At 71.6% G+C, this 22,785-nt stretch carries 24 protein-coding genes; 14 read left to right on the top strand and 10 right to left on the bottom strand.

Annotated features, from left to right (window positions below; translation table 11 throughout):
• Window positions 1-3 precede the first annotated feature (3 nt).
• The gene (gene thpD, locus ACFT32_RS42135) at window positions 4-912 is read left to right on the top strand and encodes an ectoine hydroxylase (RefSeq protein ID WP_382499774.1); all 909 of its coding nucleotides are present in this window, start codon (window positions 4-6) and stop codon (window positions 910-912) included.
• 65 nt (window positions 913-977) lie between these two features.
• On the opposite strand, the gene ACFT32_RS42130 is transcribed toward thpD, so the two are convergent.
• From ACFT32_RS42130 to ACFT32_RS42110, 5 genes are all read right to left on the bottom strand, one after another.
• Window positions 978-2,030: an aminotransferase class V-fold PLP-dependent enzyme gene (locus ACFT32_RS42130; protein WP_382499772.1), complete on the bottom strand. Its 1,053-nt coding sequence runs from the start codon at window positions 2,028-2,030 to the stop codon at window positions 978-980.
• 97 nt (window positions 2,031-2,127) lie between these two features.
• The gene (locus ACFT32_RS42125; protein WP_382499771.1) at window positions 2,128-2,868 is read right to left on the bottom strand and encodes a DsbA family oxidoreductase; all 741 of its coding nucleotides are present in this window, start codon (window positions 2,866-2,868) and stop codon (window positions 2,128-2,130) included.
• Window positions 2,869-2,960: 92 nt separating this feature from the next.
• On the bottom strand, window positions 2,961-3,467 hold the full coding sequence (locus ACFT32_RS42120) for a GNAT family N-acetyltransferase (RefSeq protein ID WP_382499769.1): 507 nt from the start codon (window positions 3,465-3,467) through the stop codon (window positions 2,961-2,963).
• A gap of 45 nt (window positions 3,468-3,512) precedes the next feature.
• Entirely contained in the window at window positions 3,513-4,121 is a 609-nt protein-coding gene (locus ACFT32_RS42115; RefSeq protein WP_382499767.1) for a DUF1349 domain-containing protein, read from the bottom strand.
• Window positions 4,122-4,219: 98 nt separating this feature from the next.
• Complete coding sequence (locus ACFT32_RS42110; protein ID WP_382499765.1) at window positions 4,220-5,749, bottom strand: aldehyde dehydrogenase (NADP(+)); 1,530 nt, start codon at window positions 5,747-5,749, stop codon at window positions 4,220-4,222.
• 150 nt (window positions 5,750-5,899) lie between these two features.
• Here ACFT32_RS42110 and ACFT32_RS42105 point away from each other — a divergent pair, with 150 nt between their 5' ends.
• The 6 genes from ACFT32_RS42105 (at window position 5,900) to ACFT32_RS42080 (ending at window position 11,722) form a co-directional block, all read left to right on the top strand.
• The gene (locus ACFT32_RS42105; protein ID WP_193480774.1) at window positions 5,900-6,673 is read left to right on the top strand and encodes an IclR family transcriptional regulator; all 774 of its coding nucleotides are present in this window, start codon (window positions 5,900-5,902) and stop codon (window positions 6,671-6,673) included.
• A 3-nt stretch (window positions 6,674-6,676) separates the two neighbouring features.
• On the top strand, window positions 6,677-7,147 hold the full coding sequence (locus ACFT32_RS42100) for a GNAT family N-acetyltransferase (protein WP_382499762.1): 471 nt from the start codon (window positions 6,677-6,679) through the stop codon (window positions 7,145-7,147).
• A gap of 90 nt (window positions 7,148-7,237) precedes the next feature.
• Window positions 7,238-8,248, top strand: a complete 1,011-nt coding sequence (locus ACFT32_RS42095; protein WP_382499760.1) for a hypothetical protein — start codon at window positions 7,238-7,240, stop codon at window positions 8,246-8,248.
• On the top strand, window positions 8,245-9,498 hold the full coding sequence (locus ACFT32_RS42090; protein WP_382499758.1) for a sensor histidine kinase: 1,254 nt from the start codon (window positions 8,245-8,247) through the stop codon (window positions 9,496-9,498). Before ACFT32_RS42095 ends, ACFT32_RS42090 begins: the two co-directional genes overlap by 4 nt.
• A gap of 49 nt (window positions 9,499-9,547) precedes the next feature.
• Window positions 9,548-10,210, top strand: coding sequence for a response regulator (locus tag ACFT32_RS42085; RefSeq protein WP_382499756.1), 663 nt, complete (start codon window positions 9,548-9,550; stop codon window positions 10,208-10,210).
• A 54-nt stretch (window positions 10,211-10,264) separates the two neighbouring features.
• The gene (locus tag ACFT32_RS42080) at window positions 10,265-11,722 is read left to right on the top strand and encodes a peptidoglycan D,D-transpeptidase FtsI family protein (RefSeq protein WP_382499754.1); all 1,458 of its coding nucleotides are present in this window, start codon (window positions 10,265-10,267) and stop codon (window positions 11,720-11,722) included.
• Between the two features lie 96 nt (window positions 11,723-11,818).
• Here ACFT32_RS42080 and ACFT32_RS42075 read toward each other — a convergent pair whose 3' ends face one another.
• Window positions 11,819-13,276, bottom strand: a complete 1,458-nt coding sequence (locus ACFT32_RS42075; protein WP_382499752.1) for an NCS2 family permease — start codon at window positions 13,274-13,276, stop codon at window positions 11,819-11,821.
• 271 nt (window positions 13,277-13,547) lie between these two features.
• Between ACFT32_RS42075 and ACFT32_RS42070 the strand changes: the two genes are divergently transcribed.
• Complete coding sequence (locus ACFT32_RS42070) at window positions 13,548-14,147, top strand: SigE family RNA polymerase sigma factor (RefSeq protein ID WP_382499750.1); 600 nt, start codon at window positions 13,548-13,550, stop codon at window positions 14,145-14,147.
• Window positions 14,144-15,007, top strand: a complete 864-nt coding sequence (locus ACFT32_RS42065) for a hypothetical protein (protein ID WP_382499748.1) — start codon at window positions 14,144-14,146, stop codon at window positions 15,005-15,007. The genes ACFT32_RS42070 and ACFT32_RS42065 overlap by 4 nt, the downstream gene beginning before the upstream one ends.
• A gap of 366 nt (window positions 15,008-15,373) precedes the next feature.
• Here ACFT32_RS42065 and ACFT32_RS42060 read toward each other — a convergent pair whose 3' ends face one another.
• The 4 genes from ACFT32_RS42060 to ACFT32_RS42045 all read right to left on the bottom strand — a co-directional run bounded on the left by ACFT32_RS42060 (window position 15,374) and on the right by ACFT32_RS42045 (window position 18,891).
• Window positions 15,374-15,868, bottom strand: coding sequence for a cupin domain-containing protein (locus ACFT32_RS42060; RefSeq protein ID WP_382499747.1), 495 nt, complete (start codon window positions 15,866-15,868; stop codon window positions 15,374-15,376).
• Window positions 15,869-16,029: 161 nt separating this feature from the next.
• Window positions 16,030-17,253 (bottom strand): MFS transporter, encoded by a 1,224-nt coding sequence (locus tag ACFT32_RS42055; RefSeq protein ID WP_382499745.1) that lies wholly within the window; start codon window positions 17,251-17,253, stop codon window positions 16,030-16,032.
• 147 nt (window positions 17,254-17,400) lie between these two features.
• A complete protein-coding gene (locus tag ACFT32_RS42050) occupies window positions 17,401-17,811 on the bottom strand; it encodes a hypothetical protein (protein WP_382499742.1) in 411 nt (136 codons plus the stop codon).
• Window positions 17,812-17,967: 156 nt separating this feature from the next.
• On the bottom strand, window positions 17,968-18,891 hold the full coding sequence (locus ACFT32_RS42045; RefSeq protein WP_382499740.1) for a LysR family transcriptional regulator: 924 nt from the start codon (window positions 18,889-18,891) through the stop codon (window positions 17,968-17,970).
• Between the two features lie 49 nt (window positions 18,892-18,940).
• Between ACFT32_RS42045 and ACFT32_RS42040 the strand changes: the two genes are divergently transcribed.
• The 5 genes from ACFT32_RS42040 (at window position 18,941) to ACFT32_RS42020 (ending at window position 22,754) form a co-directional block, all read left to right on the top strand.
• On the top strand, window positions 18,941-19,909 hold the full coding sequence (locus ACFT32_RS42040) for a nitrilase-related carbon-nitrogen hydrolase (RefSeq protein ID WP_382499738.1): 969 nt from the start codon (window positions 18,941-18,943) through the stop codon (window positions 19,907-19,909).
• A 67-nt stretch (window positions 19,910-19,976) separates the two neighbouring features.
• Window positions 19,977-20,168 carry an alpha/beta hydrolase gene (locus ACFT32_RS42035; RefSeq protein ID WP_382499930.1) on the top strand — a complete coding sequence of 64 codons (192 nt, stop codon included), beginning with the start codon at window positions 19,977-19,979 and terminating at the stop codon, window positions 20,166-20,168.
• 84 nt (window positions 20,169-20,252) lie between these two features.
• A complete protein-coding gene (locus tag ACFT32_RS42030; protein WP_382499736.1) occupies window positions 20,253-21,086 on the top strand; it encodes a pectate lyase in 834 nt (277 codons plus the stop codon).
• Window positions 21,087-21,354: 268 nt separating this feature from the next.
• Window positions 21,355-21,927, top strand: a complete 573-nt coding sequence (locus ACFT32_RS42025) for an RNA polymerase sigma factor (protein WP_382499734.1) — start codon at window positions 21,355-21,357, stop codon at window positions 21,925-21,927.
• On the top strand, window positions 21,924-22,754 hold the full coding sequence (locus tag ACFT32_RS42020) for a zf-HC2 domain-containing protein (protein ID WP_382499733.1): 831 nt from the start codon (window positions 21,924-21,926) through the stop codon (window positions 22,752-22,754). Before ACFT32_RS42025 ends, ACFT32_RS42020 begins: the two co-directional genes overlap by 4 nt.
• Window positions 22,755-22,785: the final 31 nt, after the last annotated feature.

The following is a 22,785-nucleotide window of genomic DNA, read 5'->3' as shown; positions in this document are numbered from 1 at the left end:
TTCATGACCGCCACCTACGACACCACCACCGGTATGCCGGACCTCTATCCGAGTCGTGGCGCCGCCGAGGTGCTGACGCCGCGACAGGACCCGGTCGTCTGGGGCGCGCCCGATGCCCCGGGCCCGGTGGCGCCGGCCGAGCTGCTGTCGTTCGAGCGTGACGGGTTCCTCGCCATCGACGAGCTGATCAGCGATGACGAGGTCGCCGTCTACCGGAACGAGCTGAACCGGCTGGTGCACGACCCGGACATGCGGGCCGACGAGCGGTCGATCGTCGAGCCTCAGTCCAAGGAGATCCGTACGGTCTTCGAGGTGCACAGGATCAGTGAGGTGTTCGCCAGGCTGGTGCGCGACGAGCGTGTCGTCGGCCGGGCACGGCAGATCCTCGGCTCGGACGTCTACGTCCACCAGTCGCGGATCAACGTCAAGCCGGGCTTCGGGGCCAGTGGCTTCTACTGGCACTCGGACTTCGAGACGTGGCACGCCGAGGACGGTCTGCCGCGGATGCGTACGGTGTCGGTCTCGATCGCGCTGACCGAGAACTACGACACCAACGGCGGACTCATGATCATGCCGGGGTCGCACAAGACGTTCCTCGGGTGCTCGGGAGAGACGCCGAAGGACAACTACAAGAAGTCGCTGCAGATGCAGGACGCGGGCACGCCCTCGGACGAGGCGCTGAGCCACATGGCCTCGCAGCACGGCATCAAGTTGTTCACGGGCAAGGCCGGTTCGGCGACCTGGTTCGACTGCAACGCCATGCACGGTTCCGGCGACAACATCACGCCGTTCCCGCGCAGCAACGTGTTCATCGTGTTCAACAGCGTGGAGAACACGGCGGTCGAGCCGTTCGCGGCGCCGGTCCGGCGACCCGAGTTCATCGGGGCCCGGGAGTTCACGCCGGTGCGGTGACGCCCCTTTTGAGCACCGGGCCGGGCCTCCTCGTGTGGGACGGGAGGCCCGGCCCGGTCATGTCTTCAGCCGGACAGGACGTCCAAGAGCCGGTCGACGTCCGCCGGGGTGTTGTAGAGGTGGAACGCGGCCCGCAGATTGCCTGCCCGGTCGGACACCTCGATGCCCGCCCGGCTCAGCTCCCCCTGCCGGTGGCCGAGCCCCGGCACGGACACGATCGCCGAGCCCGGCGCGGACACCGGCGCGTGGCCCAGCCCGTCGAGCCCGGCCCGGAAGCGGTCCGCGAGCGCGAGGTCGTGGGCGTGCACGGCGTCGACGCCGAGTTCCTCGATCAGCGCCAGTGAGGCGCGCAGCCCGGCGTAGGTGAAGAGGGCCGGGCTGATGTCGAACCGCCGTGCGGAGTCGGCGAGTTGCTCGACGGGGCCGTAGCAGCTGTCCCAGGGGACCTCGCCGGCGACCCAGCCGGCGAGCAGCGGCGTGAGCCCCCCGAAGTCCTGCGGGGCGACGAAGAACGCGGCCCCGTGCGGCCCCATGAGCCATTTGAAGCCGACGGCGGCGAGGAAGTCGTCCGCGTCGGCCTCCATCGGCAGCCAGCCCGCGGACTGGGAGGCATCGACGTAGGTGCGGGCCCCGTGTGCCCGGGCCGCCTCGCGCACGGCCGGCAGATCGGCGAGCCGGCCGTCGGCGGACTGGACGGTGCTGACCGCGACGAGCGCGGTGCCTGGGCGGACGGACTCGGCGAGCCGCTCCAGGGGCACCGCGCGCACCTTGAGGTCGCCGCGCACATGGAACGGGTTCACCAGGGAGGCGAAGTCGCCCTCCGCCGTCAGGACTTCGGCGCCGGCGGGCAGCGAGGCGGCGATCAGCGCGCCGTACTCGGCGACCGAGGCGCCGGTCGCGACGCGCTCGGCCGGCACCCCGGCCAGCCGGGCGAAGGACGCGCGGGCGGCCTCCGCGTCCTCGTACAGGGGACCCAGGGGCGTGCCCTCGGCACGCATCCGCACCGCCTGGTGCAGGGCGGTGACGGCACGGGCGGGCAGGAGCCCGTTGCTCGCGGTGTTGAGGTAGGTGTGCTTCGGGGTGAACTCGGCACGGACGAGGTTCTCGAAGGTCTCCATGGGACCACTCTGCGTCCCCGGGGAACCCCCCGTCCATTGCCGATAACTGCGTGATGTCGCTAAGAAGCGCTTATGGATACGCCCCGACCTGCGGGTTTCAGTGCTGGGGCACCGCACAGCCGTCCGGACCACACGCGTCCGCGCCGTCCGCGCCGTCCGCGCCGTCGATGGATCCGCTGTCGACGATCTTCAGCGGCGCGCGCTCGCCGAACGCCTGCGTCAGGGCCTGGGCGAAGACCTCGGCGGGCTGGGCTCCGGAGACGCCGTACTTGCGGTCGAGCACGAAGAACGGCACACCGTTCGCGCCGAGCTGCGCGGCCTCCCGCTCGTCGGCCCGGACCTCGGCGGCGTACGCCTCCGGGTCGGCGAGCACCGCACGGACGGCGTCCGCGTCGAGCCCGGCGGCCACGGCGAGCTCCACGAGCCGCTCGTCCTCCCCGAAGACCGAGCGCTCCTCGGCGAAGTTGGCCCGGTACAGCGCGTCGAGCAGACGCTCCTGGCGGCCGTGCTCCTTGGCGAGGTGGAGCAGGCGGTGCATGTCGAAGGTGCTGCCGTGGTCGCGGCCCCGGGTGCGGTAGTCCAGCCCCTCGGCGGCGGCCTGCGCGCCCAGATTGTCCTCACCGGCCTCGGCCTGCGCGGCGCTCATCCCGTACTTCCTGGTGAGCATCGTGATCACGGGCTGGATGTCGTCCTTGGCGCGGCCCGGGTCCAGCTCGAAGGAACGGTGCACGACCTCGACCTCGTCGCGGTGCGGGAAGTCCCGCAGCGCCTTCTCGAAGCGGGCCTTGCCCACGTAGCACCAGGGGCAGGCGATGTCGCTCCAGATCTCGACGCGCATGTCTCGGCTCTCTCCAGCTCGTACGGGTACGGAGGCTCCCTCCGCCGAGTGCATGAACGTTCAAGCAGGAGGCTTCATTCCCGCAGGACGCTTCATTCCACGGGCACGGCGAAGCACAGCCGTATGTGGTGATCGCCTGGGCCGGCCGGCGCCTCCGGGTCCGGTATCCAGCCCTGGCGACCGTAGAAGCCCCGCGCTCGCTCGTTGTCCACATGCACGTCGAGCCCGGCCGTGCGCACCCCGTCGATCCGCCACTCCTCCACACAGGCGGCATGCAGGGCGGTGCCGATGCCGGAGCGCCACCGGCCGGGGTCGACATGGAACTGGAACAGCTTGACGGTGCCGTCGGGAGCCCCCTCCGCCCTGCGGAAGGAGGCGATCCCGGCCAGGCGCCCGTCACGCACCGCGCACAGCACCCGCCCGTCGGTGCGCCCGACCGACTCCCGCCACCTGCCCGGCCAGTCGGCACCGTCGTCCGGGAACCCGTCCGGGTAGTACGTGGCCCGGGCCCGCCGGTGCAGCGCGGCGATGTCGTCGGCTTCGGCGGGCAGTGCGGTCCTGATCACCAGGGGTGCGGCGGTCCGGTTCGTTTCGATCATGCCGCGGAGGACGTGCCCGGTGGCGGCGCGGTTCCCCGGCGGGCCTCAGCTGCCGTCCCGCAGGTCCTTCGGCCAGTTCGGGCGGAACTCGATGTGGTCGTACGTCACCACGCAGCCCTCTCCCATCGGGGACTGCGTCATGAAGCCGACCAGGGCCGCGCCCGTCTCCTTCTCCTCGCCCAGGGTGAAGAGGCGGACGAAGGTCCAGTGTTCGCCGTCGCGGGAGGCGTGGAAGCCGAAGGCCCGGCCGGTGCGGCTGATCCGCAGCCAGACGGAACTGCCCTCGACCGTGAAGGAGTTGGCGTCGTCGGAGTGGCCCCGGGTGACGACCGTGCAGACGGTGGGGACGTCCGGGGAGTACTCCAGGCAGAGCTTGGCCCAGGCCCGCTCCCCCACATGCACGTAGAGCACGCCCGCGTCGAAGGCGGCACCGAACCCCACCGTGACCCGGGCGATCAGCTGGAAGTCCCCTTCGGGCGCCCCGAGCAGCCGCGGCGCGTCGGCGGCGGGGTCCAGCCCCTCCCCGGTGGGCGGCACGAACCGATCCTGCCTGGGCCCGGCCCACCCGGAGAGCACACCGTCCTCGTACGACCAGTGACCATCGGGCCCATAAGTACGCAGACCGAAAGGAAGTTCGGAAAGTTCCAGATCCATCCAACCAACTCTTTCAGGTCCGCCCCTCAGGGGCGCGGGGAACTGCGCGATCAACCACGACGAACCGGCAGACCGCGATTCACCGCACCCCCACGGCGCTACCGCTCCAAACGCCCGTTGAACCGCCGAGGCAGCCCCAGCGGGTTCTCGTCCCGCAGCTCCGCGGGAAGCAACGCAGACGGCGCGTTCTGATAAGCCACCGGCCGCAACCACCGCTCGATAGCCGTACCACCGACCGACGTCGACGTCGAGGTCGTAGCCGGGTAGGGCCCACCGTGATGCTGGGCGGAAGCCACAGCCACACCCGTCGGCCACCCATTGACCAGCACACGCCCGGCCAGCGGCGTCAGCTCCGCGAGGATCTCGGACCCCCGGCCCTCCCCCGCCGCCTCCTCCTCGGAGAGCTGCACCGTCGCCGTGAGATTCCCCGGCAGCCGCGACAGCACCGCCTTCACCTCGGCGTCGTCCTCATAGCGGGCCACCACGGTGACCGGCCCGAAGCACTCCTCCAGGAGCAGATCGTGCTCGCCCTCCGCGGCCAGCCTGCTCGCCGGGACGGTGAGGAAGCCCGCGCTGACGGTGTGCTCGCCGCCCGAGCCGGGCGTGACCGGGGACTCCACGTCGGACAGCCGCGCGCGCTCGGCGACACCGGCGACGAAGTTGTCGCGCATGCGGTGGTCGAGCAGGACTCCGGCGTCGGTGTCGCTGACGGCGTCGGTCAGGGACTTCAGCAGCGCGTCACCGGCGGCGCCGGCGGGCGCGAGGACGAGGCCCGGCTTCACACAGAACTGGCCGACGCCCAGCGTCATCGACCCGGCGAGGCCCGCGCCGATCGCCTCGGCGCGCTCGGCGGCCGCGGCCTCGGTGACGACGACCGGGTTCAGCGAGCCCAGCTCGCCGTGGAAGGGGATCGGGACGGGGCGGGCGGCCGCCGCGTCGAAGAGGGCCCGGCCGCCGCGCACCGAGCCCGTGAAGCCGGCCGCCGCGACCTGCGGGTGCTTGATGAGCTCGACGCCCGCCTCGAAGCCGTGCACCAGCCCGACGACGCCCTCGGGGATGTCGTGCCGGGCGGCGGCGCGGCGCAGCACCTTGGCGACGTACTCGGAGAGGGCCGGGTGGTCCGGGTGGGCCTTGACGACGACCGGGCAGCCGGCCGCGAGGGCGCTCGCGGTGTCGCCGCCCGCGACCGAGAAGGCGAAGGGGAAGTTCGACGCCGAGTAGACGGCGACGACGCCCAGCGACACCTTGTAGCGGCGCAGGTCCGGGATCGGCGGGGTGGCGGTGTCGTCGGGGTGGTTGATGACGACGTCGAGGAAGGCGCCCTCGTCGACTATGTCGGCGAAGGCCCGCAGCTGGAAGCAGGTGCGGGCGAGTTCGCCGGTCAGCCGGACCGGGCCGAGCGCGGACTCGGCGTCGGCGGTCTCGACGAGACCGTCCTTGGCCGCCTGCAGCTCGTCGGCGGCGGTGCGCAGGAAGGCCGAGCGGACGGCGCGGTCGGCGAGTGCGCCCCGCGCCTCGTCCGCGGCCCGGACGGCGGCGTCCACCTCCTGGGCTGTGGCCTCCACCGCAACCTGCTCGCGCTGCTTCCCGGTTCGGGGGTCGACACTCCAGACTGGTGCTGCTGCCACCGCGGGTCCCTCCACATTCGTTGCCGCATGCAATGCCGCAGTATGTACGTCATCACCAGGGATGTTCGATATACTGAACGCTGTCTCTGATGATGAATGCTGTCGGAGACTATATCTCCAGCTTCTCGTCGAACGAAGGGGTCAAGGGCGATGTCGGCAGGCGAGACAGGCGGCGGTGCGCAGGTCAAGAGCGCGGTGCGGACCGTGGAACTGCTGGAGTACTTCGCGGGCCGGCCCGGCATGCACTCCCTGGCGGCGGTCCAGGAGGCCGTCGGCTATCCCAAGTCCAGCCTGTACATGCTGCTGCGCACCCTGGTCGAGCTGGGCTGGGTGGAGACGGACGCGACGGGCACGCGCTACGGCATCGGCGTCCGGGCCCTGCTGGTCGGCACGTCGTACATCGACGGCGACGAGGTGGTCGCGTCGGCCCGCCCGACCCTGGACCGGCTCTCGGACGACACCACGGAGACGATCCACCTGGCCCGGCTGGACGGCACCAACGTCGTCTACCTCGCCACCCGCCAGTCCCAGCACTATCTGCGCCCCTTCACCCGGGTCGGCCGCCGGCTGCCCGCGCACTCCACGTCCCTCGGCAAGGCGCTGCTGAGCACGTACTCGGACGAGCAGGTCCGCAAGATGCTCCCGGAGACACTGCCCGCGCTGACCGAGCACACGATCACCGACCGGGAAAAGCTCATCGAGGAGCTGCGCCAGGTGCGCGAGCAGGGCTTCGCCGTGGACCGCGAGGAGAACACGCTGGGGCTGCGCTGCTTCGGCGTGGCGATCCCGTACCGCACTCCGGCGCGGGACGCGATCAGCTGCTCGGTGCCGGTGGCCCGGCTCACGCCGGCGCACGAACAGCTGGTGAAGGACGCGCTGTTCGACGCGCGGGACCGGCTGACACTGGCCACCCGTAGGCTCTGAGGCATGAATGTCGAGCTGCGTACGGTCCACGACAGCGATCTGCCGGTCTTCTACCGGCAGATGAACGACCCCGAGGCGCTGCACATGGCGGCCTTCACCCCCAAGGATCCCTCCGACCGGGACGCCTTCGACGCCCACTGGGCCAGGATCCGCTCCTCGTCCGCCGTCATCCGCACGGTGCTGGCCGACGGCGACGTGGTCGGCAGCACGGCGGTGTACGGGGAGCCGGGCGAGCGCGAGGTGACGTACTGGATCGACCGCGCGTACTGGGGGAAGGGCATCGCGACCGAGGCCCTGCGGGCGCTGATCACCGAGGTGGACGAGCGTCCCCTCTACGCGCGGGCGGCTTCGGACAATGTGGGGTCGCTGCGCGTCCTGGAGAAATGCGGGTTCCGTGCCGTGGCGTCGGCCACGGGGTACGCCCAGGCCCGGGGTGCGGAGATCGACGAGACGGTGCTGCTCCTGGAGGGCTGAGAAGCCCTCCGCGGGTCTCCCCCGTCCGGCGGAGGCGGATCGTCGCCGCTGAGGACGTGCCGTCCGCGTCCCGCGCGGGAGCCTGATCGCATGACGCAGTCGATCACTCCCCTCGCGGTTCCCCGCCCCGCCGTCCCTTCGAGCCGCCCCCGGCGGATTCTGCGTGCCGTGGCCGTCCTCTCCTGCGTGCCGTACCTCGGGCTCAAGGCCGCCTGGATCGCCGGGAGCCACATCGGCATCCCCGAGGGGAGCGCCCTGCTCGACGACCGTGTCGGCATGGCCGTGATCAACGGTCTCTCCGTGCTGCTGGACAGCTCGGTGATCGTGCTGGCGCTGGTGCTGACCCGGCCGTGGGGGCTGAAGGTGCCCGCGTGGCTGCCGGCGTTCCCCGTCTGGGTCGCCACCGGGCTGCTCGCGCCGATCATGACGGGGTTCCCGGCGCAGCTCGTCGTGAAGGCGTTCGGCAGCGGTGCCGCACCGGCCGCCCAGGGCCATGACACCTTCCTCCACGCCTGGGTGTTCACCGTGGTGTACACCGGGTTCATCCTCCAAGGGATCGCTCTCGGCGCCCTGTTCGTGCTCTACGCCCGTGACCGCTGGGGGCACCTGTGGCGCGGCCGGGTGTGGGAACTGCCCGTCGGAGTCGTCGGGCCCGCCCACCGCGCCCTGGCCGTCGCGGCCGCCGTACTCGCCCTGCCGCCGCTCACCGTCCACCTGCTGTGGGCCTGCGGTGTCGCCGCCGGGCTCAGCGAGGGCCGGGCAGCGGACCGCGCCGCCGACTTCTATGTCCTGGAGGCCGTCTACGTACTGTTCCTCCTCGCGGCCGTCGCCGGCGGTCTCCTGCTGGCGTTCCGGCGCGGCCGGGCCCTGCCCGTGGCGGTGCCGCTCGGGCTCGCCTGGGTCGGCTCGGCTGCCGTGGCCTGCTGGGGCGGCTGGCTGTCGCTGGCCTCGCTCGGCGGTGTGGAGGACCTCGCCGACCGCCCGACGCCGCTGATGAGCCTCGCCTACGCTGGGCAGATGCTCGTCGGCTTCCTCGTCGCCGCCATCGGCGTCTACTACTTCGCGGAGCGCTCGGCCAGGGCCGCACGGCAGGCGGCGTGAGCCAGGCCGCCCGGCTCCTGTTCGGCCGGCGGGCACGGTTGCGCTGGGTCCATATGATCCTCGGCGGCGCGCTCGCCATGCCGTATGTGCTGGTGGGCTCGGTGATCATCGGCCCGGCCACCGGCGGCACCGACGTCTTCGGGTCCTTTCCCCTCCAGCTCGCCTCGTTCGGGGTGGGGCTGCCGATCGCCGCCGTCACCTCCGTGTTCCCTCTGACCCGGCCGCTGGAAGCCGCCGCCGTGCGCTGGCTGTGCGGTGTCGACGCGGACCGGCTCGCCTTCGGACCGGCCGCGACGCGGGGCGAGAAAGGGCGTACGGCGGCCTGGTTCACGCTCCACCTCGGGCTCGGCGGGATCATCGCGGGGATGTCGCTGGCCGTGCCGCCGTTCGCCGTCGCGCTGATCGTGCTGCCGCTCATCGCGGGGCTGCGCGGCACGCCGTCCGGGGTGCCCGAAGTCCTCGACCACGCCTGGGTCCTGGCGCTCGCGCCGCTCGCGGGCGCGGTGATGCTCGTCGCCCTCGCGGGCTGCGCGGCCGGGGGCGGCGCGCTGCTGGCCCGCTGGGCTCCTGACCTGCTCGGCCCGTCTCCCGAGGGCCGGCTGGCCGCTGCCGAGGCCCGCGCCGCCGACCTCGCCGTACGCAACCGGCTGGCGCGGGAGCTGCACGACTCGGTCGGCCACGCGCTGAGCGCGGTCACCCTCCAGGCGAGCGCGGCCCGCCGGGTCCTCGACTCCGACCCGGAGTTCGTCCGTGAGGCCCTCGCCGCGATCGAGGACACGACCCGGCGTACCGTCGGCGAACTCGACGCCGTGCTGGGTGTGTTGCGCGAGGGCGACGGCCCCGGCACGGCCCCGGCGCCCACCCTCGCCGGCGACCTCGACGGCCTGCTGTCCCGCACCCGGGCGGGCGGGGCCCGGGTGACGGCCACGGTCGGCGCCGACCCGGAGGCGCTGCCTCCGCTGCTGTCCCGCGAGGCCTATCGCATCGTGCAGGAGGGGCTGAGCAACGCCCTCAGGCACGCCGGCCACCGGGTCGCCGTGGACGTGCGGATCGCGGTGGCGGACGGGGGGCTGGAGATCACCGTGGAGAATCCGGTGACCGGCCCCGCGCCCTCCCGGCCCGGCGGCGGCCACGGGCTGCGCGGCATCGCGGACCGGGCCAGGCTGCTGGGCGGGACGTCGACGGCCGGACCGACCTCCGCACAGACCTGGCGGCTGCGCGTACGCCTGCCGATGAAAGGGCCTGTATGACGGGCCTGTTTGACGAGCCCGAACGAAGGCCCGCGACGAAGGGACCCGCATGACCCGCCCGGCAACCGTCCGTGTCGTCCTCGCCGACGACGAGCGCATGGTGCGCACCGCGCTGCGCGCCATCCTCTCCGCCGAGCCGGACCTGGAGGTGGTGGGCGAGGCGGCCACCGGTGCCGAGGCCGTGTCGGTCGTACGGGACCTGCGGCCGGACGTCGTCCTCATGGATGTGCGCATGCCGGAGATCGACGGCATCCGCGCCACCGAGCAGATCCTGGCCACCCTGGACGAGCCGCCCCGGATCGTCGTCGTGACGACCTTCGAGAACGACTCCTATGTGTATGACGCGCTGCGCGCCGGAGCCGCCGGGTTCCTGCTGAAGCGGGCGGACGCCGACGCGCTCGTGCAGGCGGTCCGGCTGGTGGCGCGCAGCGACAGCCTGCTGTTCCCGTCGGCCGTCCGCACCCTCGCGACCGAGCACGCACGCGCGCACCCCGCGCCGCCCGCGTGGGTGGCGAGGCTCACGGGCCGCGAGCGGGAGGTCCTGCGGCACATGGCCGCCGGACTGACCAACGCGGAGATCGCCCGCCGGATGGAGGTCGGCCCCGCCACGGTGAAATCGCATGTGGCGGCGGTCCTGGCCAAGACGGGCACCCGGGACCGCACACAGGCGGTCATCGCGGCCTACGAGGCGGGCTTTCTAAACACAGAATGAGAAAACGGACGGGCGGGAACGATCCGCCCCTCCTGGCTCGTCCTCATGTTCGGGATGAACAAGACGATCAGGCGCGCATCGGTCTTCGCGCTGCTCCTTGTGTTCGCTCTGCTGGTCAGGGCGACCTGGGTGCAGTTCTACGACGGCCAGGCGCTCGCAGACGACAAGGACAACCGGCGGAACGCCATCGAGACGTACTCGGCGCCGCTCGGGAACATCATCGTGGGCGGCCGGTCGGTCACCGGCTCGGCCAAGACGAAGACAGGCGACCTCAGGTACAAGCGCACATACACGGACGGTGAGCGGTACGCGGCGGTGACGGGCTACGCCTCGCAGGCGTATGCGCCGACCCAGCTGGAGGGCATCTACACCGACCTCCTGAACGGCACGGACAACCGTCTGAAGTCGGTGATGGACACCGTCACCAACCAGCGGGCCGAACCGGGCAACGTGGTCACCACGGTCGACCCGGACGTGCAGAAGGCGGGGATCGACGCGCTCGGCGACAAGAAGGGCGGCGCCGTCGCCATCGACCCGAAGACGGGGAAGATCCTCGCGGTCGTGTCGACGCCGTCGTACGACCCCTCGTCGCTGACGGACGCCAACACCGCGGGGACGGCCTGGAAGAAGCTGACGAGCGACCCGGAGAAGCCGCTGACCAACCGCGCCCTGCGGCAGCCGCTGCCGCCCGGCTCGACGTTCAAGCTGGTCGTGGCGGCGGCGGCGCTGGAGGACGGGCTGTACGAGTCGGTGGACGACAAGACCGACAGCCCGGACCCGTACACGCTGCCGGGCACCAGCAAGAAGCTGTCGAACGAGAACCCGAGCGCGCCCTGCACGAACGCCACGATCCGCACGGCGCTGCAGTACTCGTGCAACAACGTCTTCGCGAAGATGGCCGTGCAGCTGGGCCAGGACAAGGTGAAGGCGATGGCGGAGAAGTTCGGGTTCAACGACGACCAGCTGGATGTGCCGGTCCGGGCCTACACGAGCGTGTACCCGTCGGACATGTACCCGTCGCAGACCGCTCTGACGGGCATCGGCCAGTTCGACGTCACCGCGACACCGCTGCAGATGGCCATGGTGTCGGCGGCCATCGCCAACGGCGGCAAGCTGGTCTCGCCGCACATGGTGTCGCAGATCACCAACAGCGGCGGTGATGTGCTGCAGGACTACGACGACGAGGCGGACTCGAAGGAGATCGTCAGCTCTTCGACCGCCGAGCAGTTGCAGTCGGCGATGCAGACCGTCGTGGACAAGGGCACGGGCTCGAACGCCCAGATCGCGGGCGCGACGGTCGGCGGCAAGACGGGTACGGCCCAGCACGGCGAGAACAACAGCCAGGTGCCGTACGCCTGGTTCACCTCCTACGGGAAGTCCGACTCGTCGGGCAAGGAGGTCGCCGTGGCGGTCATGGTCGAGCAGTCGAACGCCGCCCGCTCGGAGGTCAGCGGCAACGGCCTGGCGGCGCCGGTCGCCAGGGCGATGATGGAAGCGGCGCTCAAGGACTGATCCTCCGACTGAACCTTCGCCGTACGAAAGCCGTCTCTACAGACAGATGGGCCGCCCCCTTCCCCCCGGGGGCGGCCCTTCGCCTTGGCCCAGACGTCACTTGGCTCCGAGCAGCTGCTCGATGGGGTCGATCGCGAAGTACACGAGGAACAGCGCCGAGGTCCCCCACAGCAGCCAGTGGACCTCCTTGGCCTTGCCGAGCACGGTCTTGATGACGACGTAGGCGAGGAAGCCGGCGCCGATGCCGTTGGTGATGGAGTAGGTGAACGGCATCACGGCGATGGTGAGGAACGCGGGGATGGCGATGTCGTAGCGGTCCCAGTCGATGTGCTTGACCTGGGTCATCATCAGGAAGCCGACGGCGACCAGGGCCGGGGCGGCCGCCTGGAGCGGGACGATGGTGAGCAGCGGGGTCAGGAACAGCGCGAGGCCGAACAGGCCGCCGGTGACGAGGTTGGAGAAGCCGGTGCGCGAGCCCTCGCCGACGCCGGCCGCCGACTCGATGTAGGAGGTCGCCGAGGAGGCGGAGGCCGCGCCGCCCGCGACCGCCGCGGCACCGTCGATGAGCAGCACCCGGCCGAGGTTCGGGACCTTGCCGTCCTCGTCCAGCAGGCCGGCCTCGGCGCTGACGCCGACGACGGTGCCCATGGTGTCGAAGAAGTCGGACAGGATCAGGGTGAAGATCAGCAGGACGACCGTGATGACGCCGACGCCGGGGGCGCTGAACGCGCCGAACAGGTCGAAGTCTCCGATGAGTCCGAAGTCGGGGGTGTCGACGAGGTTGCCGGGCCAGGACGGTGTGGTCAGGCCCCAGGTCTTGATGTCGGCGATGGAGTTGATCACCAGGGCCACCGCGGTCATGCCGACGATGCTGATGAGGATGGCGCCCTTGACCTTGCGGGCGAGCAGGCCGATCGTCAGCAGCACGCCGAGGCAGAAGACGAGCATCGGCCAGCCGGCGAGGGTGCCGGTGCCGCCCAGCTGAACGGGCACGGTGGTGTTCGCGGCGTCCGGGATGCGGCTGACGAACCCGGCGTCGACGAAGCCGATGAAGGCGATGAACAGGCCGATGCCGACGCTGATCGCCTGCTTGAGCGGCTGGGGTATGGCGTGCATGACGGCCTCGCGCAGACCGGTCACCACCAGCACGCAGATCAGCAGGCCTTCGAGGACGATCAGGCCCATCGCGTCGTCCCAGCTCATCAGCGGGGCGATCTGGAAGGCGACCACGGCGTTCAGGCCGAGTCCGGCGGCGAGCGCGAGGGGCAGATTGCCGCCCACGCCCATGATGATCGTCATGACCGCGGCCACCAGGGCGGTGGCGGTGGTGAGTTGGACGGCGTCCAGCTGGTGCCCGAACTTGTCCTTCGCGCTGCCCAGGATGATGGGATTCAGGACAAGGATGTAGGCCATCGTGAAGAACGTGGCGAAGCCGCCGCGAATCTCACGGCCGAAGGTGGACCCCCGCTCGGAGATCTTGAAGAACCGGTCGACGCTGTTCACCGGTGGTGGTGCGGCGTCGGACCGGTCGGCCACCTTCTGCGATTCGGACATGACGAGTGCTCCTTGATGCCTGGGTGATCGGTGTGCGGGTGCTGGCTGGATTTTCCTCGCGTTGAACCACGTTCAGGTTTTCTTCGTGTTACGGATTCGAAGTCCGGCCCGCCATACGCCGTTCGAAGCTCCGTACGAACCATCCTGACGAACGCTGCTACGCTTCCCGATCTCGTCCGGGCCTCCCCCGGATGATCACATGTCATCTACATGACACGCACAGGCGCCCCCGTCCGGGAGTGCCCGAAGCCGCTGCGAGGAGAGGTCGCCCGTGGGCACAGTCGTCGACGACGCCGCCTCCGTGGAGTTCCACGCCTTCTTCGAGCGCCACTACGCCGAACTGTCCCGTCTGGCCTATCTGCTGACGGGCGAGTCGGACACCGCCGACGACCTGGCGGCGGACGCGTTACTGGCGCTGTGGCACCGCTGGGACCGGGTGCGCGCCGCCGACCATCCGGCGGCGTACGCCCGCGGTGTGGTCGCCAACCTGGCCCGCACCCGCATCCGCAGCGCGGTGCGCGAGCGGCGGCGCATCGCCCTGTTCTGGTCGCAGCGCGAGGAGAACACCGAGAACCCGGACGTGGCGGGGGTGGTCGACGTCCAGGAGGCGCTGCGCAGGCTGCCGTTCCGCAAGCGGGCCTGTGTGGTGCTGCGGCACGCCTTCGACCTGTCGGAGAAGGACACCGCGCTCGCCCTCGGCGTCTCGGTGGGTACGGTGAAGAGCCAGACCTCGAAGGGAATGGCCGAACTCCAGCGGCTGCTGGGCACACAGGGAGTGCCGCAGCGGATGCACGCGACGCTGGGCGCGCCCCGTTGCGCGCCCGCCGTGGAGGGCTTGCGCACCGGTGAGGGCGGAGGGAGGGACCGATGACCATGCGGCGGGACGTGCACGAGGAGCTGCGCGCCCGGCTGCACGAGGCGGCCGGGGGGCACGAGCCCGACCGGGAGAGCATCCTGGCCCGGGTCGAGCGCGGCATGGCCGGTCCGGCCGCGTCCGCCCATCGGGCCACGCGTCCGCCCGTGTTCGGCTGGATGCGGGTGGCCGGTGCGACCGCCGCGGTGGCGGGCGTGCTGGCGGTGGGCGGCTACGCCGTCGCGTCCGCGGTGAAGGACGAGGCCGCACCGCGGCAGCAGGAGGTGGCGACGTCACCGACGCCCACGCCGTCGCCGGAGGCGACGAGCCGGGCCCCCGTGCCACCGGTGGATCCCACGCCGACCACCTCGCCGGAGCGCCGCGAGTCCGCCCCGCCGCCCTCCGGGAAGCCGAGCGCCTCCGTCACCGCGCGGCCGCCCGCCGCCACCGAGGACGGGCCGCTGTGGTCGGACGGCTCGGTCGACCCGCACAGCAACGACTTCTGGGCGCAGAGCAACATCACGATCAAGACCCGCGAGGAACTGACTGCGCTGACCGTGCGGTTGAGCGTCGACCAGACCGGCGGGGTCTCCGACGCGGGCGCCTGGCGGTCGCTGCCCGAGAACGACTTCACTCTCACGGTGGGCGAGCGGGACGGCGCCCTCGTCTACACCTGGACCCTCAAGGAGGGCCGGAAGGTCCCGGCGGGCGAGTGGGTGTTCGCGGGCCAGTTCGACCACGACCGCGGGGGGCGTGACGCGGGCGGGGACCGCTACACGGTGACGGCCGCCGCGGGGTCGGACCGGCTGTCGGTGGGCGGCGGCTTCGCGGCCGCGGACGACACGGACGGCGCGGACGACGCCGGGGGCGACTCGTAGGTCCCCCGTTCGCCATTCGGCCGTGGCCGGCTCGCGCGGGGCGCCGGGCCGGGCTGCCGTGGACACGGATGCGTGCAGGCCTCCAGCGCGTACGGGCGTCGGGCGCGAGGCCGTGGAGGACACAACCATGCACATATCCGGACCGAGCGTGAGCCGGCGGCGTGGCGCCGCGGTCGTCGCCGCGCTGGTGATTGCTCGACCGTGCTGACCGGGCAGCACCTCGCCGCGGCCGGAGGGGCCCGCCCTGTCGGTGCCGACCCCGAGGCCGGCCTGGAGACCCTGCGTCCAGGGCAGCCGGATCCGCTGACCAGGCGGCACTGGCCCTCGACCACCGCGAGCCCGTGACGCCCTCGCGTGGGGTTGTATCTAGTCGTCGGGCATGTCTGTGAAGTAGGTGTCGTGTCGCGCCTGGAAGGCTTTGAGTTCTTCGCGGTTGCGTTCCGCGTACTCGGCGGCCTTCTCGAAGTACTCCTCGCGGGGCGCGCCCGGCGAGAAGATCATGAGCATGGACAGGGGCTCGTCGGCGTCGTTCTGGAAGGCGTGCAGGCCGCCGGCGGGTACGTAGAGGAAGTCGCCCGGCCCGCCTTTGGTCCAGCGTTCGCCGTTGTAGAACTGGACTTCGCCGGAGAGGACGTAGAAGGACTCCGAGATCGTCCGGTGGAAGTGTTCCTGGGCGCCCATGGTCTGCGGTCCCATGTCGACCTTGTACAGGCCGTACTCGCCGTCCGCGGTATCCGGGGTCGCCACGTAGCTGATGCTGGAGGCGCCGATGAAGCCGGTGTCCGGTTCGTCGGGTGCGGGGCGGTACTTCGCGCTGATCTCGCCCCTGTCGCTGAGGTAGCGCGGGTCGGAGTAGGACATGGTGGTTCCTTTCGCGAGGGCGGTTCGACTCCGTGACGGGGTCCTTCGGACAGGTGGTTGGGCTGCGGTGCCCGAGGCACACGCCCTCGGCGGTGTTGTCGCAGGCAGTAGTGCTGGGTCGAATGAGCGTGGCGCTTGCCTGGCCGGTGGTGCGTGCGGCGTCAGTGAAGGACGAGCATGGTGGCGAGGGCCGGGCCGAGGGCTCCGCCCATGAGGTAGCTGAGCTGGAACAGGCCGATGCCGGTGGGGCGTTGGCGGTCGGGGACGGCGGAGGCGGCGGCCATGGACTGGGTGGCGTTGGCTGCGGTGGCGCTGAAGAGGGCGATACCGATTGCCATCAGCAGCGCGATCGCGCTGTGGGCGAAGACGGCCGCCGCCGCGGCGAGCGCCCCGATCGTGAGCAGGATCGCCCGCACGTTGGTCTGGCCCAGGCGGGCGGCGACGGCAGCGAAGACAAGGGTGAGCACGGATCCGGCGATCATGGCGGTCATCTGGCCGACGGCCACCGAGCCGGTCGACCAGCCGGCCCGATCGGCGATCAGCTGCGGGATCGCGAACAGCAGGGTGAAGTACGACACGGACAGGGCGAGGGCGATCAGGACCGAACTGCGGAAGAGGCGTGAGCGCACGGCGACTGCGGGGACATATCCGTCGGGGCGGTGCCGGATGTGCAGGGCCAGCAGGATGCCGGCGACGGCTGCTACGACCAGGGCGGGCAGCGGGTTCGACGGCAGCAGGACCAGCCCGCTGGACAGGAAGGCCAGCAGTACTGCGCCGCGGGCGTCGAAACGGCCTTCGGCGGGCGGTGCCTGCGTGGTGTGGCGGCTGACCGCGGGGACGGCCAGGAGGGTGACCACCAGGATGGACAGCGCCGCCCGCCAGGAGAACGCGTCGGTGAGGCGCTCGCCGAGCAGCGGCCCCACCGCTCCGAGCATTCCGGACCCGGCACTGATCACGCCCATGCGGCGGGCAGTGCCGGCCAGGTTCATGGCGATGGCCATCATGCCCGCGCCGCCCGCCGCCTGAGCGGCTCGCCCGACGAGGGTGAGCGGCAGCCACGGCGAGACAGCCACCAGCAGGGTGCCGACGGCGACGAAGGCGGCGCCGGCCCACAGGGCGGTGCGCGTGCCGCGGCGTCGCAGCAGCGTCGCGATCAGCGGTGTCGCGATCGCCAAGGCCAGGGCGAACACCGTGACCAGCCACGATCCGGTGGCGGTGGTGATCCCGAGGGAGCGGCTCATGTCGTCGAGGATCAGGACGGCCGCGTTGTTGGCGGCGGCGACGGGCGTGGCGAGCAGCGCCAGCCAGAGGACGGGAACGCTGCGGGAGGGGTCGCTCACGGTGGCGGGGGTGCGCGTGGCGGCCGCCCTGAAGGTGGAGAACATGACTCTTTCTCTGCCTGGGGCTGTTGGTGATCTCTGGAGGTGACGGCGGGGCGGGTTGGGCTCGTGGTTGCGGCTGGAGTGTTCGAAAGCCGCGCCCCGAGCAGCCGGCAGGGGCGAGGCGGCAGCCGGCTGCTCACACGGTGCGGGTCAGTTCGCCTTGATGTCGTTCAGCAGCCGGGGGGCGTCGCCGGTGAAGTCGATCCACGGGTTCGTGCCCAGGACCTCCGCCCCTTCGGCGGTGGAGTCCTCGTAGCGGATGACGAACTTCTCGGGGCCGTGGGCGTAGGCCACGGTCAGGCCGTGCTCGGCGTCCAGGAAGGCGGCGTGCGGCCGGATGCCGGGGTAGCTGATGCGCCAGGCCAGGTCGCCGATCTCCACTGCGCCCACCGACAGCTTCGCCACCGTGCCGTCGGGAAGCCGGTAGAACCAGATCCAGGGGCCGCCGGACACCACGGTCATCACTTCGTCGATGCCGACACCGTCGTCGGAGCGGTTGACGTGGAGCTTGCCGAACCGCTGCTGCACGTAGTGCCGTGCGGCGGTGTCCATCGTCTTCATGTCGTACACCTTCGGGTAGGGCGGGACCCCGTGCTCGGAGGTGTTCAGGAAGCCGCCGCGGTCGGCCTCGGGCTTGCGGCCGGCAAGATCGATCTGTTTCAGGAGCTGGTCTCGGTCCAGGCTGAACAGCGCGATGAGGTCCGCCTGCTCCTCTTCTCAGAACTCGCCCGTGCGGGCCGCCTCGTAGACGAGGCGGCGCAGCCACACATGGGCGGGATCGTCGGTGCGGCTGCCGTGCCAGATCGAGCTGACGGTGTACGTGGGCATCGGCAGGGGCGGCGGGGAGGTCGCCAGGCCCAGGGTGCCGGCGTAGACGGTGGCCGCGTGGGTGGGGAGAGTGGCCAGGGCGGGCAGGGTGGCGAGCTGGAGGGCGGCTCCGGTGAAGTGGGTGGTGGAGGCGATCACCCGGCGGTCGAGGCCGCGTGCTTCCAGGAGGTCGTCGACGATGCCGCGGCGGCCGTCGTAGGAGATCAGCAGGTGGGGGTGGGCCAGGTAGTCGTCCAGGGTGAGGGGGACCTCGAGCGGCAGTAGGCGGGGGTTGAAGAGGCAGGTGTAGCCGGAGGTGAACAGGCTGCGGCTGCGGTGTTCGGCGCCGTGCGCGGGGGCGGCGGCCACACCGAGGTCCGCCTCGCCGCGGTCGATCATGCCGGCGACGGTGTTCCGGCTGGCCTGCCGTACGGCGAGCCGGATGCCCGGCAGTGCGGCCGTGGCGTGCAGCAGGCGGGGCAGCAGCGCCGTTTCCAGGTCGTCGGACATGCCCAGGGTGAAGGTGCGCCGGGCGGTGGCCGGGTCGAAGCGGTCCCCGTCGGTCACGGCGCCGTGGATCAGGCCGAGAGCAGGCTCGATACGACGGGCCAGCTCGACGGCGCGGGGCGTGGGTTCCACGCCGGTGCGGGTGCGGGTGAACAGTTCGTCACCGAAGAGCCCGCGCAGCCGGCCGAGGGCGGCACTGGCCGCGCCCTGGCTCATATGCAGGGCCGCGGCGGCCCGGGTGACACTGCGCTCGCGCATGAGAGCGGCGAAGACGACCAGCAGATTGAGATCGGCCTTCCGGAATTCGGTTCCGTAGATGTCGATCATCGCGAAGATTGGTTGGCGGGATGCACGACCTCCTTTCTACCGTCGACGCATGAACTCCGCCTCAGCTGAGCCCCGCCGTGCCGTGACCGTCGCCGTCGTCCAGGCGGCCGCCCCGCTGTTCGACACCCGGGCCGCAGTGGCCCGGGCCGAAGAACTCATCCGCGAGGCCGCCGGCCGGGGTGCCGAGGTCGTCGTACTCCCCGAGGCGTTCCTCGGCGGCTACCCCAAGGGACTGGACTTCGGCATCACGGTCGGCAGCCGCACCCCGGCCGGCCGCGACCTGTTCCGCCGCTACCACGCCGCGGCCATCGAGATCCCCGGCCTGGAGACCGAGGCCCTGGCCGCGGTCACCCGCGAGTTGCGCTGCCACGCCGTGGTCGGCGCGGTCGAACGCCAGGGCGGCACGCTGTACTGCGTCGCGCTCTTCTTCGGCCCCGACGGCTACCTCGGCCTGCACCGCAAGCTGATGCCGACGGCCGCCGAGCGCTACCTGTGGGGCCAGGGCGACGGCTCCACCCTCCCCGTCATCGACACCGGCACCGCCCGCCTCGGCGCGGCCATCTGCTGGGAGAACTACATGCCGCTCTTCCGCACCGCGATGTACGCCAAGGGCGTGGACCTGTGGTGCGCACCGACCGTCGACGACCGCGACGCCTGGCAGGCCACCATGCGGCACATCGCCCTGGAAGGCCGCTGCTTCGTCCTCAGCGCCAATCAGTACCTGCGCCGCGACGCCTTCCCAGCCGACCTCCACCCCGTCCAGGGTGACGCACCGGACACGGTCCTGATCGGCGGTGGCTCCGTCATCGTCTCCCCGCTCGGCGAGGTCCTGGCCGGGCCGCTGCGCGACGGCGAGGGCATCCTGACCGCCGAACTCGACCTCGACGACCTCGCCCGTGCCCGCTTCGACCTCGACACCACCGGTCACTACGCCCGCCCCGACGTCTTCACCCTCCGCGTCGACGAATCCCCCCACGCCACCGTCACCGGCGGCCGGCCGACCTCACAACAGCTGTGAAGAACCCGTCCGGCGCCCCCGGCGGCGTAGCCGTCCACCCGGAGTCGCCGGACGCTTCGTCGGCACGATCTACGCCCCCTCCACCCCGTACACGGCCGCCAAGGTCATGGCCGCCGAACCGGCCGACGCCCGGCTGCTCACCAACGACGGGTACGGGCACACGGCACTGATCAACCCCAGCCGGTGCGTCCAGGACCACGAGAGCCGCCACCTCATCGATGGCACCCTGCCGCCGACCGGGTCTGACGCACGCGTGTGAAAAAGATCCGAAGACATGGCAACCCTTTCCTCACCGGTGACGACCACAACGCGCAAAGAGTCCCCCCACTCGAGGAATCGGTACATGACTGCACCAGCAGAACAGCGCGTCCGCCATCGCCGCAGCGTCGCCAAGCGGCGGGGTCTGATCGCCGGGCTGTCCGCGTTCGGCATCACGGGAGCGGCGATCGTCACCACGTCGATGCTGTCCACCGCGGGCGCCGCGTCCTCCTGGCCCTCGGACACGGGCAGCAAGCCCGTGCCGAAGACGATCCCGGTCTCCGGTGTGCACGACGGCGGGATGAAGAAGTTCTACGGCAGCGGCGCGCTCGGCGGCGACAGCCAGGACGAGGGCCAGGACCCGCTCTTCGAGCTGGCGGACGGCGCGACGCTGAAGAACGTCATCATCGGCACCCCGGCCGCGGACGGCGTGCACTGCAAGGGCAGTTGCACGCTGCAGAACGTGTGGTGGCTGGACGTCGGCGAGGACGCGGCCAGCTTCAAGGGCAAGTCCGCCTCGGCGGTGTACAAGGTGATCGGCGGCGGCGCGAAGAACGCCGACGACAAGGTGCTGCAGTTCAACGGCGCCGGCACGCTGAACGTGTCGGGCTTCCAGGTGCAGAACGCCGGCAAGCTGGTCCGTTCCTGCGGCAACTGCGGGACGCAGTACAAGCGCACGGTCGTGCTCAACGACATCGACGTGACGGCGCCGATGAACTCGATCGTCGGCGTCAACCAGAACTACGGCGACACGGCCACGCTGTCGAAGATCCGCATCCACGGCGACAGCAAGAAGAAGATCAAGACGTGTGTGCGCTTCACCGGCAACAACACGGGCAAGGAGCCCACGGAGCTGAAGCCGCCGGGCCCGGACGGCAAGACCTGCAAGTTCAAGGCCTCCGACATCAGCTACCAGTGAGGCAACGCCCCAGGTGAACCCCCGGCCGGCCCGAATCCCCCCTCGGGCGGCCGGATGCCGGACGTCCGGGCCCCCAGTCGGACCTTCGGCACCCGACCCTCCGGAGCCCCCCTCCGGACGGTCGGACGGTACTGGCCGAGCCCCCCTCGGCCAGTCGGCAGGACGCCCCCGCCGGTGCGAACCGGCGGGGGCGTCGCCATGTGCGCACGTGACCGGCATCACAGCCCGGCGGTGAACCCGCGGGGACCCGCCGGACGACCGACCAGGTGTGTGGAGAAGAGGGGCCGCCGTCGGGCGGCTGGACGAGGAAGGCCTGCTGCGCCGGGTCGCCAAGGGCGACCGTGCGGCGTTCGAGGAGTTCTACCGCCGTACCTCGCCCTGGCTCGCGGTGCGGCTGCGGCGCCGGTGCGCCGACGAACAACTCGTGGGCGAGGTGCTCCAGGAGACGTATCTGACGGTGTGGCGGGCGGCGGGTTCGTTCGCGGGGGCCGCGGCCGGCGGCAGTGCGACGGGCTGGCTGTGGACGGTGGCCGCCCGGCGGCTCGTCGACGCCTTCCGCACGGAGGGGCGGCACCGGACGAGTGTCGAGGCGGTGGCCGCCGTCGACCCGGCCGGGGCGGACACCCCGAGCGCCGAGCAGACGCTGCTGGAGTCCACGCTCGCCGGTGACGTGGGCGACGCCCTCGCCGGCCTCGCGCCCGAACTGCGCCAGGTCCTCCGGGCGCTGGTGCTGGACGGGCTGAGCGTCCGGGAGACCTCGGCGCTGCTCGGAATACCGGAGGGAACGGTCAAGACGCGGGCCCGGCGCGCGCGGCTGGCCATGCGGAAGGCGATGTCATGACCGGCAGCACCGGCCCCCACGCGGGGCCAGACCTGATCAGTGCCTATGTCGCGGGGGACGCCGCACTGCCCCCGGACGCCGAGTGGGCGCTGGAGGCGCACCTGGAGAACTGCGCGGAGTGCCGGCGGCTCGTGGCCGAGGCGGTCACGACGCGAGCGCCCGCGGTGCACACGCTGCTGGACCGGGTGTGGGAGGAGGTGGACGCGGCGGCACCCGACCGCCCCGCCCGGACCCCTTCCCCGTTGCTGCGTGCCGTCCGCCGCTGGGCGCCCCCGTCGCAGTCGCCCTGGCTGCTGATGAGCGTGCTGGTGGTCCTCTCGGCGCTCGGCATCGACCTGCTCGCCCGGGGGACGGACGTGCCTTCGCTGGTCCTGCTGCTGTCCCCCGTGGTGCCGCTGCTCGGGGTCGCGGCCTCCTGGACCCAGCGGCTGGATCCGATGGGCGAGTTGACCTCGACCACACCGCGAGCGGGCCTGCGGCTGGTGCTGCGGCGCACCGCGGTGGTGCTGGCGGTGGTGATCCCGGTGCTGGCCGCGGCGGGGGGTGTGGTCGGGGTGTCGCCGGCCCTGTGCCTGCTGCCGTGTCTGGCCCTCACCGTCGGCACGCTCGCCCTGGGCAGCGTGACCGGCCTGCGGCGGGCGGCCGTGCTCCTGGGCTCGGCCTGGGTGCTCGCGGCGATCGTGCCCAGTCTCGTCACCTCCCGCCTGTCCGTGCTGCTGGCCCCGCAGAGCCTGCCCGTGTGGGGTCTGGCGCTCGTGGTGGCCGCGCTCGCGACGACCGTACGGGCCCGTGCCTTCACGGTGCTGCCCGGCACGGAACTGCCCTGACCGACCGATGACAGTCCAAGAGGAGAACTCG

Source organism: Streptomyces sp. NPDC057002 (genome assembly GCF_042673825.1).
In the GTDB taxonomy this organism is placed as follows: Bacteria; Actinomycetota; Actinomycetes; order Streptomycetales; family Streptomycetaceae; genus Streptomyces.
Note: the sequence above shows the minus strand (reverse complement) of the source record. Positions and strands in the feature narration are given on the sequence as shown.

What these genes read in the sequence shown, in the direction of transcription:
- ACFT32_RS42095 (WP_382499760.1), top strand. Translation starts at nt 7,238, where the DNA reads ATGACGCAGTCGATCACTCCCCTCGCGGTTCCCCGCCCCGCCGTCCCT.
- ACFT32_RS42030 (WP_382499736.1), top strand. Translation starts at nt 20,253, where the DNA reads ATGACTGCACCAGCAGAACAGCGCGTCCGCCATCGCCGCAGCGTCGCC.
- ACFT32_RS42085 (WP_382499756.1), top strand. Translation starts at nt 9,548, where the DNA reads ATGACCCGCCCGGCAACCGTCCGTGTCGTCCTCGCCGACGACGAGCGC.
- ACFT32_RS42020 (WP_382499733.1), top strand. Translation starts at nt 21,924, where the DNA reads ATGACCGGCAGCACCGGCCCCCACGCGGGGCCAGACCTGATCAGTGCC.
- ACFT32_RS42050 (WP_382499742.1), bottom strand. Translation starts at nt 17,811, where the DNA reads ATGAAGACGATGGACACCGCCGCACGGCACTACGTGCAGCAGCGGTTC.
- ACFT32_RS42115 (WP_382499767.1), bottom strand. Translation starts at nt 4,121, where the DNA reads ATGGATCTGGAACTTTCCGAACTTCCTTTCGGTCTGCGTACTTATGGG.
- ACFT32_RS42100 (WP_382499762.1), top strand. Translation starts at nt 6,677, where the DNA reads ATGAATGTCGAGCTGCGTACGGTCCACGACAGCGATCTGCCGGTCTTC.
- ACFT32_RS42080 (WP_382499754.1), top strand. Translation starts at nt 10,265, where the DNA reads ATGAACAAGACGATCAGGCGCGCATCGGTCTTCGCGCTGCTCCTTGTG.
- ACFT32_RS42125 (WP_382499771.1), bottom strand. Translation starts at nt 2,868, where the DNA reads ATGCGCGTCGAGATCTGGAGCGACATCGCCTGCCCCTGGTGCTACGTG.
- ACFT32_RS42060 (WP_382499747.1), bottom strand. Translation starts at nt 15,868, where the DNA reads ATGTCCTACTCCGACCCGCGCTACCTCAGCGACAGGGGCGAGATCAGC.
- ACFT32_RS42105 (WP_193480774.1), top strand. Translation starts at nt 5,900, where the DNA reads ATGTCGGCAGGCGAGACAGGCGGCGGTGCGCAGGTCAAGAGCGCGGTG.
- ACFT32_RS42045 (WP_382499740.1), bottom strand. Translation starts at nt 18,891, where the DNA reads ATGATCGACATCTACGGAACCGAATTCCGGAAGGCCGATCTCAATCTG.
- ACFT32_RS42040 (WP_382499738.1), top strand. Translation starts at nt 18,941, where the DNA reads ATGAACTCCGCCTCAGCTGAGCCCCGCCGTGCCGTGACCGTCGCCGTC.
- ACFT32_RS42120 (WP_382499769.1), bottom strand. Translation starts at nt 3,467, where the DNA reads ATGATCGAAACGAACCGGACCGCCGCACCCCTGGTGATCAGGACCGCA.
- ACFT32_RS42075 (WP_382499752.1), bottom strand. Translation starts at nt 13,276, where the DNA reads ATGTCCGAATCGCAGAAGGTGGCCGACCGGTCCGACGCCGCACCACCA.
- ACFT32_RS42130 (WP_382499772.1), bottom strand. Translation starts at nt 2,030, where the DNA reads ATGGAGACCTTCGAGAACCTCGTCCGTGCCGAGTTCACCCCGAAGCAC.
- thpD (WP_382499774.1), top strand. Translation starts at nt 4, where the DNA reads ATGACCGCCACCTACGACACCACCACCGGTATGCCGGACCTCTATCCG.
- ACFT32_RS42065 (WP_382499748.1), top strand. Translation starts at nt 14,144, where the DNA reads ATGACCATGCGGCGGGACGTGCACGAGGAGCTGCGCGCCCGGCTGCAC.
- ACFT32_RS42055 (WP_382499745.1), bottom strand. Translation starts at nt 17,253, where the DNA reads ATGTTCTCCACCTTCAGGGCGGCCGCCACGCGCACCCCCGCCACCGTG.